Source organism: Alcaligenes sp. WGS1538 (assembly GCF_043187505.1).
In the GTDB taxonomy this organism is placed as follows: domain Bacteria; phylum Pseudomonadota; class Gammaproteobacteria; order Burkholderiales; family Burkholderiaceae_B; genus Alcaligenes.
Genome location: NZ_CP171109.1, coordinates 357,138 through 369,337, shown reverse-complemented (window position 1 = coordinate 369,337; position 12,200 = coordinate 357,138). Strand labels below are relative to the sequence as shown.

Sequence of the window (12,200 nt, the reverse complement as noted above, 5' to 3'; positions counted from 1 at the left end):
TCAGGCCCCTTCCGACGGATGCGACTGGACCTGCAGGGATGCTTCGGCGGCGTTCTCGATGGTGCGCAGGTGCTTGGGCTCGGGCTGGCTGATGTCGTAGACATGGACGTTGCCGCCGTCCAGGGTCAACAGCCGGTTCGCCTTCTGGTCTATGCTCATGGACAGGGCGTCGCGGCCCGGGATGCGCGCCACGCGCTTGTGGGTCCTGGTGTCCATGACCCAGATCTCGGCGGCCGGGAATTTGTGCGTGCCTTCCTTGCCGTCCGGGTGCATCAGCACGTACAGGCGGCCGCTGGCCTGGTGCATGCCGGTCAGGTTGTAGCCGCCGGGCACCCAGCCCTTGACCCGGTCCTCGTCGGTCAGCAGCGACCAGGGCTCCTCGAGTTTCAGTTCCTCGCCGCTGAAGTCCGCCGTGTAGACATTGCCGTAGAAAGACACGAAGCTGACCTTGTCCTTCTGCAAGGCGGGCGCGATGAAGATCGGATCGTCCTTGGTCGAGAACATGGGCTTGCTGCGCGACTGGCTGGCCACCTTGCCGTCCTCGCCCAGATTGATGGTCAGCAAGGCGCCGTCCCCGCAGATGGTCATGAAGCTGCGCGGGCGGTTGGGCTGGGGGATCACGCTCCAGCAGCCGGCGGCGGCGGTGATGTCCTGTACGTAGTCGCCCTTGGCCACGTCCACCACCCCGATCGAGGTGGCGGGCGAGGCGTTCTGCAGCACGATGAAGCGTCCGTCCGTGGTCTGACGGAACATGCCGTCGTAGTTCAGGCCCTGCACGCGCTTCGGGGGAACGATGATCTCCTTGTCGAAGGTCAGCTTGTCGGCGTCCCAGACTTCCACCACGTCGGTGCGCTTGCCGCGCGTGACCCGCTCGTGATAGGTCGTCATGGTGTAGATCTTCCTGCCGTCGTTGGACAGCTGCACGTGGCCGTTGAAGGACGTGGGCACCAGCCCCAGGAACTTGCCGTTGGTGACGTCGTAGACGTGCACGCGGCTTTCGGTCAGGTGGTTGAACACCGAATCCATCACATAGATGCGGTTTTCCCTGGGCGCCGCCACGCTGTGGCCGCCGGTCAGCACTTCGCGCGGCTTGTCCTGCGCCTGCGCCCCGCCTGCCAGGGCCAGCAGGCCGACCAGGGTCGCGGCGGCTGTTTTTCTGAACATGGACTTCATTTGACGTCTCTCCTCATTCGCGGCCACGCATTCAGAACGCGTAGACATAACGGAACTGCAGACCGCGCATGCGCGGGCCGTTCTCGACTTTCAGATCATGGATGTACTGCAGCTGCACCTGATGCGCATCGGTCAGCTGATGAGTGATCTCCGCCGCCAGCTGGTGGTTGCGCGCCCGGCTGACCACGGTCTCGCCGGCTATCCGCTCGCGCCCGCCGGTCTCATAGCGGTAGCGCAGGCCCACATAGGTGTTCTCGGTCAGATTGGTCGAGGCCAGGGCCATCAGGCGGATGGCCGGGTCCTTCTTCAGGGTCTGGCCGTAGTAATTGTCGTTCTTGCCGAAGAACTCGAATTCCGCCACGCCTTCCAGGAACGAAGATTCGCCGAATCCTTTCACGATGGCGAAGTCCTGGATGGTGCTCCAGCGGTTCTTGCCCGCCGAGATGTCCGCGCGCGAGCCGTGGTATCGGCCGGTGGGAACGGTGACGAAAGGCTCCCAGGCGAACCAGAAGCGGTTCTCGGGATCGTTGTGCAGCCACACGGCCGCCCCCGCCGTCACGTCGCCTATGCCGGTCAGGCGATCGCGCGGCTCGCCCGGGATGTCCATCGTCGTGCGAAAGCCAGGCACGATCAGCTCGTACTGCACCGTCTTGCCGGCCAGCTCGCGAAAGTGCATCTGACGATAGATCAGGCCCTGCACGCCCAGCTTGGGGCTGTCGTCCAGGCGCGAGCCTCTTTCATAAAAGCCATGCGACTTCATGCCGGCCATGTAGACCGCCAGCAGGTTGGTCCCCACCGGGGCCGGGATCCAGTCCCTGGCGCTGGGGTCGCCCGCGACGGCCGTCCCGGCGCACAACCCGCACAAGGCGAGCGCGGCGCCTGCGCGCCGAAATGTTGCGTGCATTTTCCTGTCTCCTCATGAAAGGCGCGGGCGGTATCGTTATAGTGTCCGCGCCCGTATCCCTCGTTATGCGGCCGGATAGGCCATGCAGACCGACTTGGTCTCCAGGTAGGCCTCCACGGCGGCCCGGCCGTGCTCGCGGCCCAGGCCCGACTGCTTGTAGCCGCCGAAGGGCATGCCCGGGTCCAGCATGTTGTGGGTGTTGACCCAGACCGTGCCGGCCTTGATGCCCGAGACCAGCCGCTGCACCCGGGCCACGTCCTGGCTCCAGACGCTCGCGCCCAGGCCGTAGTCCGTGTCGTTGGCCAGGGCCAGCGCCTGCGCCTCGGTCTCGAAGGAGGTCGCCACCACCACGGGCCCGAAGATCTCCTCGCGCATGATGCGCGCATCCGGCGCCACGTCGGCGAATACGGTGGGCCGCACGAAATAGCCCTGCTCGGGACGCTCGCCCTCGCCCGCCAGCATGCGGCCGCCCTGCTGGCGGCCCAGCTCGATGTAGGACTGCACGCGCTGCTGGTGGCGGGCGGAGATCAGGGGAGCGATCTGGGTGGACTCGTCAAAGCCCGAACCCAGCTTCATGGACGCGGCCAGGTCGGCCACGCCCCGCACCACGCGGTCATAGATGCCCTTCTGCACGTACAGGCGCGAGCCCGCCGTGCAGACCTGGCCCTGGTTGAAGAAGATGGCATTGGCGGCGCCCTGGATGGCCGCATCCACGTCGCAGTCGTCCATGACGACGACCGGCGACTTGCCGCCCAGCTCCAGCGACATGCGCTTCATGCCGTCCACGGCCTGGTGGCCGATCAGCTTGCCCACTTCGGTGGAGCCGGTGAAGGACACCTTGTCCACGCCGGGATGCGCCACCAGAGCGGCGCCGGTGCTCTCGCCCCGGCCGGTGATCACGTTGATGACGCCGGGCGGAAAGCCGGCGTCCAGCGCCAGCTCGGCCAGACGTATGGCCGTCAGCGGCGTTTCCTCGGCGGGCTTGAGCACCACGGTGCAGCCGGCCGCCATGGCCGGCGCGATCTTCCACACCGCCATCAGCAGGGGGAAGTTCCAGGGCACGATGGCGCCCACCACGCCCACCGGCTCGGGGCGCGTGTAGGCGTGATAGCGCACGCCGGGCGGAAAAGCGATGGAGGGCGAGAGCAGCTCGCCGCTGATCTTGGTGGCCCAGCCGGCCATGTAGCGCAGCCACTGGGCGCTGGCGGCCACTTCCAGGCCGTAGGAAAAGAACAGCAGCTTGCCGTTGTTGAGGGTTTCCAGGCGAGCCAGCTCGTCGCCGTGCTGCTCGACCAGGTCGGCCAGGCGCAGCAACAGGCGCTCGCGCTGGGCGGGCAGCATCTGCGCCCATTCCCCCTGCTCCAGCGCCTGGCGGGCGGCGCGCACGGCGCGGTCCACGCCCTGGGCCCCGGCTTCGGGCTGGTGCGCAATGAGCTGCGCGGTGGCGGGGTCGTACACCGGAATGCGCTCGCCCTGGGAGTGGCTGACGGCCTGGCCGTCGATGATCATGTGTTCGCGAATCGCGGTCCGCTCGGGTCTCTCGTCCTGGCCCATGTTCTGTCTCCACACGCAATGGTTGTGATTCTGGATGGGGCCAGTATAGGAAGGAGAAAGCCGCCGAACTTGCGATTCTGTGCACGGCGGCTTGTCGATTTGGGTACGGAGTGCGAGACGGCTTGCGCTAGAGCAGATCCAGCTCCAGCTGGCTGGGCAGGCTGTCATGGATGCGGCCCTGCCCGCAGGCGCGCACGCGCCGCTCGAAATGCAGCAGGGTGGCCTTGCGGTGCAGGCCGGAGCTGAAACCGGTCAGGCCGCCGTCCGCCCCCTGCACGCGATGGCAGGGCACGACCACGCAAAAGGGGTTCAGGCCGCAGGCCTGCCCCACCGCGCGCATCGCCTTGGGACGGCCCAGGTGCTCGGCCATCTGGCCATAGGTCCAGGTCTGGCCGTAGGGAATGGTCCGCAAGGCCTGCCAGACCTGCCGCTGGAATTCGGTGCCGTGCAAACTGAGGGGCAGGTCGAAATCCTGGCGGCGGCCTTCGAAGTAATCCTCCAGTTGCGCCTGCACCGGCCCGGCCAGGGAGGGATCGTCCACCAGGCCGGCCAATTGCGACGGCGCCAGCCCGTGGACGGCGTCCTCTTCGAAGTCCAGGCGCAGCAAGGCGCCTTGCGGGTCCGCCACCAGGCGCATGGCGCCCAGCGGCGTCTCGAAACGGGCTGTACGCAGTCCGGCGTAGGCAAACATGGCAATCCACCTGTACATGGGTATGCCTTCGATGATACTGCGAGCGCGCCGCCGCTTCAAAGACGGCTGTTGAAGCGATAGAACGGCTCCTCGAACTGGTCCTCGTGCCAGCCTGCGTACCAGTCCTGCATGTAAGGCTTGAGCTGCCCCAGCCGCGCCAGGCGCTCGCGCTGCGCATCGGTCAGGCCGCGTGCGCAGTAATCGCGAACCTCGCAGAACAGGGCCTCCACATCCAGCTGCATGAAGCGCCGGTCGAGCACCGCCACCTTGCCGCCCACCACCACCGTGGCCACGTCCCGTCCCAGGCCACGCTGCAGGAAGGCCTCCATCAGGTCCGCGCGTCCGTCCAGCCAGGGATCCTGGCTGATACCCTCCAGGTCCACCAGGATCGCATCGGCCTTGCTGCCCGGCTGCAGCGTGCCCAGCCCGACCCCGAAACCGCAGACCTGGGCGCCGTTGACGGTAGCCATCTCCAGCACCTCGTAGGCGTCCAGCGCGGGCGAGCGCAAGTCATAGGATGCGCAGCGGTGCATCTTGTGCACCATGCGCATCTCCATGACGGCATCCTCGTCGTCGTTGATGGTCTTGTCGTCCATGCCCATGGCCACGCGCACGCCCGCCTGGCGCAGCTGCGGCAGGGGCGCCAGGCCGTTGCGCATGATGAAATTGCAACTGGGATGATGCGTGACGGACACGCCGCGCGCGCCCATCAGATCGATGTCGGCCTGCGTGACATGAATGGCGTGGCCGAAGACCACGTGCTCGTTCAGGAACTCCTGCTCGTCCAGCCAGGCCACGGCGGTCTTGCCATGGCGTCGCAGGCTGTAGGCCTTCTGGATGGGAGTCTGCAGGGTATGGATGTGGATCTTGACCCCGCCCAGCCGCGCCGAAGCGTCGCGGCAGCGGCGCAGCAGCTCGGGGCTGGCGCCGTGCGCCCAGGAAGGCGAGAGCAGGATGCGCGTGTCGCCGTCGTCGAAATCCCGGTGCAGGGAGTCGAACAGATCGAAGTACGCATCGCGCAGCGCCGCCTTGTCGTAGAAGACCCCGTCGCGCGCCCACTGCCGGATATCCGCGGGCAAGGTGTCGAAGAAGCCCTCCTCGTCCAGCGCAAGCTTGGATTCATCACGCAAGCCAGGGGAGAAGGCCAGCCGCAGGCCGCTGCCCAGGTAGGTGGCGATGGACTGGCGGGCCGCCTGCGGGCCCGAGACATCATCGTCGAATCCATTGTGATGCAGGGTCGTGCAGCCGCTGCGCAGATGGCGATAGGCGCACATGGCCGAGCTCAGCTCGGGCGGCAGCACCACCATGGCCGCCCAGTCGTACAGGGCGTTCTCCAGGAAATCGTTGGCCACGCCTTTCTGGATGGGCGACAGACCGCGCCCGTGACTGTGGGCGTCCACCAGTCCCGGCAGCAGCAGCTGACGGCCATTGCCCAGGACCTGAGCCTGGGGGTAGCGGGCCAGCGTCTCGGGGGTATCGGGCTCGATGCTGCGCACGCGGCCGTCCTCCACCACCAGCACAACGCCCTCTTTCATGCCGGCCTGCTTGAGACGGGCGTCGATCAGGGCATGGCGGGCTCTCAACAGCAACATGGCGGTCTCCTCGATATAAGGCCGGTCCTATACCGGCTGCACGGCCTGGATGGACAAGTCCAGGCCGACGCGGCGCACCACGGCCTCGAATTCGCCGCGGCTGACGTGGTCCAGCGGCGTGGCCGGCTCGCGCACGGCGTCGCTGGCGATCACGCCGCGCCGCATGTAGGAATACTTGCGCAGGGCCAGGGCGACCAGGGGCTGGAACTCGTAGCGGATCAGGGAACAGTAGCGGTCGAACACCCGTGCGGCTTCCTCGCCCTCCCCTTGGCAATGCAGGGCGTAGACCCGCAGCAGGATCTCGGGAAAGGAAAAACCGGTCACCACGCCGTCCGCGCCCCGCTGCAGCTCTTCCAGGAAATGCATCCCGCCCAGCCCGCTGAAGATGCGGAAATCCTCGCCCGCCAGAGCGCGCACGGCGGATATCTTGAGGCCGACCGGCGGGTCCTCCGAATTGAGGACGGCCACGCCGGCCTCGCGGTGCAACTGCGCCGCCAGGGATGGACTGATGCGCGCGGCGAACAGCTCCGGGAAATCATGGATGACCACCGGGATGCGGATGGCCTGGACCACTTGCCGGTAGTAGGCCAACTGCATTGCATCGTCCGCTCCGGCCAGCGGGGCGACGAAGACGGCGTCCGCGCCCAGGTCCTCGGCGCTGCGCGCCTGCTCCACGGCGGCGGCCGTGCCCATGGCGCGCACGCCCACCCAGACCGGCACCGCCCCGCGCACCGCCGCCACCACGGTCTCGATGACGCGCCGGCGCTCGAAGGTGCTCAGCTTGTGCAGTTCACCCATCACGCCCAGTACGGCCAGGCCATGGATGCCGGCCTCCAGCTGGAAGTTGACCAGCCGCACCAGGCTTTGCAGGTCCAGTTCGCCGCCGGGCTTGAACGGCGTGGGACAAATGGAAAAAACACCTTTGTTTCTCATCATGATGCGACAGACTCAACGGGGAATGACCACTGGCTTCTGCATGCGCGAGATGGCGCGCACCAGGGGCCAGAGAAGGATGAAGTAGATCAGGGCGGCGGCGATCAGCGGCGTCTGGCTGTAAGTCTGGCCCTGGGCGATCTGCGCGGTGCGCAGCAGTTCGGGCAGGGCCACCGCCGAGGCGATGGAGGTCTGCTTGATGGCTTCCAGCGTGTTGCTGGCCAGGTCCGGCACGACGTTGCGCACGCCCTGGGGCACGATCACGTGCATCATGGCCTGGCGGGCCGTCAGGCCGGTGGAGCGCGCCGCCTCGTTCTGGCCGGGCGCCACCGACTCCAGCCCGGCGCGGAAGATCTCGGCGAAGTAGCCGCTGCTGTTGAGCACCAGCGCCAGCACCGTGGCCGTGAACTCATTGAGCGGCAGGCCCAGGAAGGGCAGCCCGTAATAGATGAAGATCAGCAGCACCAGGGGCGGAAAGGCGCGGAAGAAATCCACGTACAGCAGGATCAGGCGATTGAGCCAGCGGTGGCGCTGATAGTGCGCGCAGGCGATCAGCAGGCCCAGCGCGGCGGCCAGCGGCACAATGATGACGGCCAGCCTGACCGTCAGCCACAGCCCCTGCAGCAGCAGCGGCCAACTGGCGACCAGCACGTCCGGGTTGAAGAAAGTGTCTATCAGGTCCATGCCGCCTCCTCCCTACTTCTTGATGGCATAGCGCTTTTCCAGCACGCGCGTGAAATGGACGAACGGAAAGAAGATCAGGCAGAACAGGATGGCCCCGGCCGTGAAGGCGGTCGGGTTGGCGATGGTGGACTGGATGTTGCTGGAGACATTGAGCAGCTCCGGCACGGCGATCACCGAGCCCAGCGTCGTGCCCTTGGTGATGCCGATGGCCCGGTTGGTCAGCGGCGGGATGGCCAGCCGCACCGCCTGGGGCAGGATGATGGCGAACAGCGTCTGGCTGAAGCCCATGCCCGTGGAGCGCCCGGCCTCCCACTGCCCCGCGGGCACGGCAGCGATGCCGGCCCAGAAGATCTCCTCGGCAAAGGCCGACAGCACCAGGCTCAGCGCCAGCACGGTGGCCGGCAGGGGGTCGATGACGATGCCGAAGGACGGCAGGGCAAAGAAAGCCAGCACGATGATGACCAGCTGCGGGATGGCGCGAAAGACATCGACATACAGCGTCATCAGGATATTGACCGGCCGCCAGCCGTAGCAGCGCAGCACCGCCAGCAGCAGGCCCAGGGCCGTGCCGAACAGCACCGTCAGCACCGCCATCTGCAGCGTCACCCAGAAACCCTGCAGGATCTCGGGCAGGTAGGGGCTGATCAGCGTCCAGTTGAAGAAGTAATAAAGGATCTGCTCCATGCCGCGACCTCAGTGCAGGCGGCTCAGGAAGTCCTGGATGCGCTTGTGCCGCGGCCTGGCCAGGATTTCCTCGGGGCTGCCCTGGTCCAGGATCACGCCCTGGTCCATGAACACGATGCGGTCGCCCACCTCACGGGCGAACTGCATCTCGTGCGTGACGATCACCATGGTCATGCCCGCGTCGCGCGTGCGCTTCATGACATTGAGCACTTCGCCGACCAGCTCCGGATCCAGGCCCGAGGTCGGCTCGTCGAACAGCATGACCTTGGGTTCCAGGGCGAGCGCCCGGGCGATGCCCACGCGCTGCTGCTGGCCGCCCGAGAGCTGGCTGGGGTAATGATCGATGCGCTGGGCCAGGCCGACCTGCTCCAGGTGGTGGCGGCCCAGTTCCTCGGCCCGGGTTCTGGGCAGCCCCTTGACCTTGCGCAGGGCCAGGGTGACGTTGCCCAGCGCCGTCATGTGCGGATACAGGTGTATGCCCTGGAACACCATGCCTATGTTCTGCCGCACCTGGTTCAGGTCGGTGCGCGGACAGGTCACCTCGCTGCCGGCCACCACGATGGAGCCGCTGGTGGGCGTCTCCAGGCGGTTGATGCAGCGCAGGCAGGTGCTCTTGCCCGAGCCCGAACCGCCTATCATCACGACGACTTCGCCGGTCTGCACGGTCAGGTCTATGCCCTTGAGGATCTCGGCCTGCCCAAAAGATTTGCGCAAGCCCTGGATGCGGACAATGTCATTCATGGTCGCTCCTTGCTGCGCCTGCCGCAGGCAGGCGGGAACCGGCCCGGTGCGGGCCGAACGGTTGGGGGAAAGGCGCGCGGCGCCTCAGGGACGGGAGCAGTCGGGCGTGTGCTCGACGGGGTCGTGGCCGGGCAGGCCGGGCACGCCGTAGCCGGGATAGGACTTGGTCATGGCCGTGCCGGCGTCCGGCTCGGTGCCGAACCATTTGACATGCAGCTTGACCAGCGAGCCGTCCTGCTTCATGCACTCCAGGACTTCGTCGACCCGGTTGCGCAGGGCCGTGTCGTCCTTGCGAAAGACAAAGGCGTAATTGCTGTCCGTGGTGTAGTCGTAGACCGGGGCCAGGGCCGGAGTCTGGGTGGCGATCCAGCGCGCCAGCGGCGTCTCGGACAGATTGGCGAAGGCCCGGCCTATCACCACGGCCTGGACCGCGTCATTGTTCTTGTTGAAGCGCTGGATCTGGAAGCCGTACTTGGCCTGGTTGTCCTGCAGCCAGCGGTCCGAGAAGCTGCCGTTGTTCACGGCGATGGTCTTGCCCTTCAGGTCCTCCAGCTTGTCGACCACCGCGCCCTTCTTGGCCAGGAAGCTCAGGCCGCCGGCCATGTAGGGTTCGGAATACAGCATCTGCTGGGCGCGTTCCATGGTGGTGTTGATGGGGCCGGCCACCATGTCGTAGCGGCCCGAGAACAGGCCCGCGAAGATGGCCGAGAAGGGCGTATCGATTACCTCCAGCCCGTCGTAGCCCATGCGGGCCGCCAGTTCGCCGGCCAGATCGTTGGAAAAGCCGTCCATCTTGCCATCGGGCGCCTTCATGAAGAACGGCACCAGGCCCACGTCCGCCGCCACCTTGAAGCGCTTGCCCTGGTTCGGGTTCTGCGCCTGGGCAGGCAGGCTCAGGGCCAGGCCGGCCGCCAGCGCGGCCAGCAGCATCCTGCCCATGCTGGGGGAATGGCGGCTCCGGCTGCGTTCAGTCCTGCCCGAAACGGCCGCGCCCAACGCGGCGAATTTGCTTGCGCCTTGCATAGTGTCTCCTTGCCAATCGATTTTTCTGCTTGTGGTGAATCGATTCTAGGGGCAGCAAATTCTTGATGTCATATGCTTTTTTATTCGCACTTCATAACATCACGTTAAGTTCATTGCCATTCCACGCGCATGCCGCGATAGCGGGTCGTCACCAGGATGTCCATGAAATCGCGGGCCAGTTGCGAGACCGGGACGACGTTGGAGTGCAGCATGTGCAAAGGCATGGTGGTGCGCGGATTGATGGGACGCACCACCACGTCCGGCCAGACGCGCCCGGCCACGGCCAGTTCGTCCACGATGGCGATGCCCGCCCCCGCCTGGACCATGGCGCAGGCGATGTGCGTCAGGCGCACTTCCACCGCCAGTTGCGGCACGCCGGGCCGGTTGCCGAACAGCTGCTGCACCATCTGCCCGTAGGGGGTGTCGTTGCCATAGCCGATCAGGTCCTGGCCTTCCAGGTCGCTGGCGTCCAGCTCCTGCTTGTCGGCCAGGGGATGGCTGGCCGGCAGCACCGCGACCAGGTGGTTCTCGTAGATGGCCCGGGCGTGCAGGCTGGGGTGGGTCAGGGGCACGATGGCCACGCCCACCTCGGCCTGCTGGGTGATCAGGGCCTGCACCAGGTCGGTGGAGATCAGGGTGCGCACATGCACCTTGACGTCGGGAAAGGCCTTGCGAAAGCGCGTGACCGCCATGGGGATGAGCGTCTGGCCCAGGCTGGGGCTGACGGCGATGTGCAGGCTGCCGTGGCGCTTTTCCACCAGGTCCGTGGCCACTTCATTGACGCGCTGCACGCTGCGGTGCACCTGCTCGACTTCCTGGTACAGGCGGCGCGCCTCGGGCGTGGGATAGAGCCGCCCCTTGATGCGTTCGAACAGCACCAGGCCGATGCGCGATTCCGTGTAGGACAGCAGGCGGCTGATGGCGGGCTGCGAGACATTGAGCAACTGGGCCGCCTTGCTGATCGAGCCGGTCAGCATGATGGCGCGGAAAACCTCGATCTGGCGAAGATTCAGAAGCATACCTTAACGTAGCCTTATGTTTCGAGCACAAATAAGCATAAGACATTTTGGTTTGCCTATGTTTCAATTTTTTCAGGCCGCCATCCCGGCGCGGCCATGCCGTGCCGGGGCAGCAGAGCGGTCCACTGACTACGACACGGAGACGACATCATGCATACCCTGCTCGCACGCGCCCTGGCGGCGCTGGGCCTGGGGCTGGCCGCCGCGGCGCCCACAGCCCAGGCGGCCGACAAAGTCCACCTCATGCTGGACTTCATCCCCACCGGCGACTACGCGCCCTACTACTCGGGCATCGCCAACGGCATCTACGAAAAGAACGGCATCACCCTGAACATCACGCGCGGCACCGGCTCGGGCGACACCGTGCTGAAAGTGGCCGGCGGCGCGGCCGACATCGGCCTGGCGGACATCTCGGCCATCCTGACTTCGCGCCAGAACAGCCAGACGCCGGTCAAGGCCATCGCCTCCACCTTCTCGCATTCAGCCCATTCGCTATTCGTGCTCAAGGACTCGGGCATCACCAGCTTCACGGGACTGGAAGGCAAGAAGATCGCCGTCTCTCCCGGCAACAGCCACAAGCTCTACTTCCCCATGGTGGCGCGCCGCGCCAACACCGACCCCGACAAGATCCAATGGGTCACCGTGGACGGCTCGTCCATGGCGCCGCTGCTGATCAACGGCAAGGTCGACGCCGCCCCCTTCCTGGCCACCAACCACTATTACCAGAACAAGCAGGCCAAGCGCTTCGGCAAGGAGATCGTGGTGCTGCCCTTCAGCGACCAGGGTTTCAACATCTACGCCCTGTCGATCTTCACCACCGACAAGACCCTGGCCGAGCGCCCGCACATGGTGCAGAACTTCCTGAACGCCACCATCCAGGCCTGGGACGCCGCCCGCCAGGATCCGCAAGCCGCCTGCCAGGCGCACGTCAAGGCCAACCCCGAGATCGACCTGGACGACTGCATGGGCAACCTGAAGGCGGTGCTGGGCTACATCTACACCGATTTCAGCGCCCGGCACGGCGTGGGCAGCCTGGAGGAAGAGCGCATGAAGACGACCTACGAGGCCGTGGCGCAGGCCCAGCAGCTCGACCCCGCCTGGGACTACCACCAGGCCTACGACACCCGGTTCATCGTCAAGGCCAACGGCACGGCCAAGCCCTGACCTGCCCATCGCGCGCTCGCCGACGGGCCCGGACGGGC

12 protein-coding genes are annotated in these 12,200 nt (G+C 66.3%); 1 reads left to right on the top strand and 11 read right to left on the bottom strand.

Annotation, left to right across the window (positions count from 1 at the left end; genetic code table 11):
* The 11 genes from ACF3ND_RS01660 to ACF3ND_RS01610 form a co-directional block, all read right to left on the bottom strand.
* A complete protein-coding gene (locus ACF3ND_RS01660; protein ID WP_394063634.1) occupies nucleotides 1-1,173 on the bottom strand; it encodes an amine dehydrogenase large subunit in 1,173 nt (390 codons plus the stop codon).
* A gap of 31 nt (nucleotides 1,174-1,204) precedes the next feature.
* Nucleotides 1,205-2,077, bottom strand: coding sequence for a transporter (locus ACF3ND_RS01655; protein ID WP_394063632.1), 873 nt, complete (start codon nucleotides 2,075-2,077; stop codon nucleotides 1,205-1,207).
* 63 nt (nucleotides 2,078-2,140) lie between these two features.
* Nucleotides 2,141-3,631: an aldehyde dehydrogenase family protein gene (locus ACF3ND_RS01650; protein ID WP_394063630.1), complete on the bottom strand. Its 1,491-nt coding sequence runs from the start codon at nucleotides 3,629-3,631 to the stop codon at nucleotides 2,141-2,143.
* 127 nt (nucleotides 3,632-3,758) lie between these two features.
* Nucleotides 3,759-4,322 (bottom strand): methylated-DNA--[protein]-cysteine S-methyltransferase, encoded by a 564-nt coding sequence (locus tag ACF3ND_RS01645; RefSeq protein ID WP_394063628.1) that lies wholly within the window; start codon nucleotides 4,320-4,322, stop codon nucleotides 3,759-3,761.
* A 56-nt stretch (nucleotides 4,323-4,378) separates the two neighbouring features.
* On the bottom strand, nucleotides 4,379-5,914 hold the full coding sequence (locus ACF3ND_RS01640; protein WP_394063626.1) for an amidohydrolase family protein: 1,536 nt from the start codon (nucleotides 5,912-5,914) through the stop codon (nucleotides 4,379-4,381).
* A gap of 27 nt (nucleotides 5,915-5,941) precedes the next feature.
* Nucleotides 5,942-6,850 carry a dihydrodipicolinate synthase family protein gene (locus ACF3ND_RS01635; protein WP_394063624.1) on the bottom strand — a complete coding sequence of 303 codons (909 nt, stop codon included), beginning with the start codon at nucleotides 6,848-6,850 and terminating at the stop codon, nucleotides 5,942-5,944.
* 12 nt (nucleotides 6,851-6,862) lie between these two features.
* Nucleotides 6,863-7,531 (bottom strand): amino acid ABC transporter permease, encoded by a 669-nt coding sequence (locus ACF3ND_RS01630; protein WP_394063622.1) that lies wholly within the window; start codon nucleotides 7,529-7,531, stop codon nucleotides 6,863-6,865.
* Between the two features lie 12 nt (nucleotides 7,532-7,543).
* Nucleotides 7,544-8,215 carry an amino acid ABC transporter permease gene (locus ACF3ND_RS01625; RefSeq protein ID WP_394063620.1) on the bottom strand — a complete coding sequence of 224 codons (672 nt, stop codon included), beginning with the start codon at nucleotides 8,213-8,215 and terminating at the stop codon, nucleotides 7,544-7,546.
* A 9-nt stretch (nucleotides 8,216-8,224) separates the two neighbouring features.
* Nucleotides 8,225-8,956, bottom strand: coding sequence for an amino acid ABC transporter ATP-binding protein (locus tag ACF3ND_RS01620; RefSeq protein WP_394063618.1), 732 nt, complete (start codon nucleotides 8,954-8,956; stop codon nucleotides 8,225-8,227).
* Nucleotides 8,957-9,040: 84 nt separating this feature from the next.
* Nucleotides 9,041-9,979, bottom strand: a complete 939-nt coding sequence (locus tag ACF3ND_RS01615; protein ID WP_394063616.1) for a substrate-binding periplasmic protein — start codon at nucleotides 9,977-9,979, stop codon at nucleotides 9,041-9,043.
* A gap of 110 nt (nucleotides 9,980-10,089) precedes the next feature.
* On the bottom strand, nucleotides 10,090-10,998 hold the full coding sequence (locus tag ACF3ND_RS01610; RefSeq protein ID WP_394063614.1) for a LysR substrate-binding domain-containing protein: 909 nt from the start codon (nucleotides 10,996-10,998) through the stop codon (nucleotides 10,090-10,092).
* Nucleotides 10,999-11,148: 150 nt separating this feature from the next.
* Between ACF3ND_RS01610 and ACF3ND_RS01605 the strand changes: the two genes are divergently transcribed.
* Nucleotides 11,149-12,162 carry an ABC transporter substrate-binding protein gene (locus ACF3ND_RS01605; RefSeq protein WP_394063612.1) on the top strand — a complete coding sequence of 338 codons (1,014 nt, stop codon included), beginning with the start codon at nucleotides 11,149-11,151 and terminating at the stop codon, nucleotides 12,160-12,162.
* The last annotated feature ends 38 nt before the right edge of the window (nucleotides 12,163-12,200 follow it).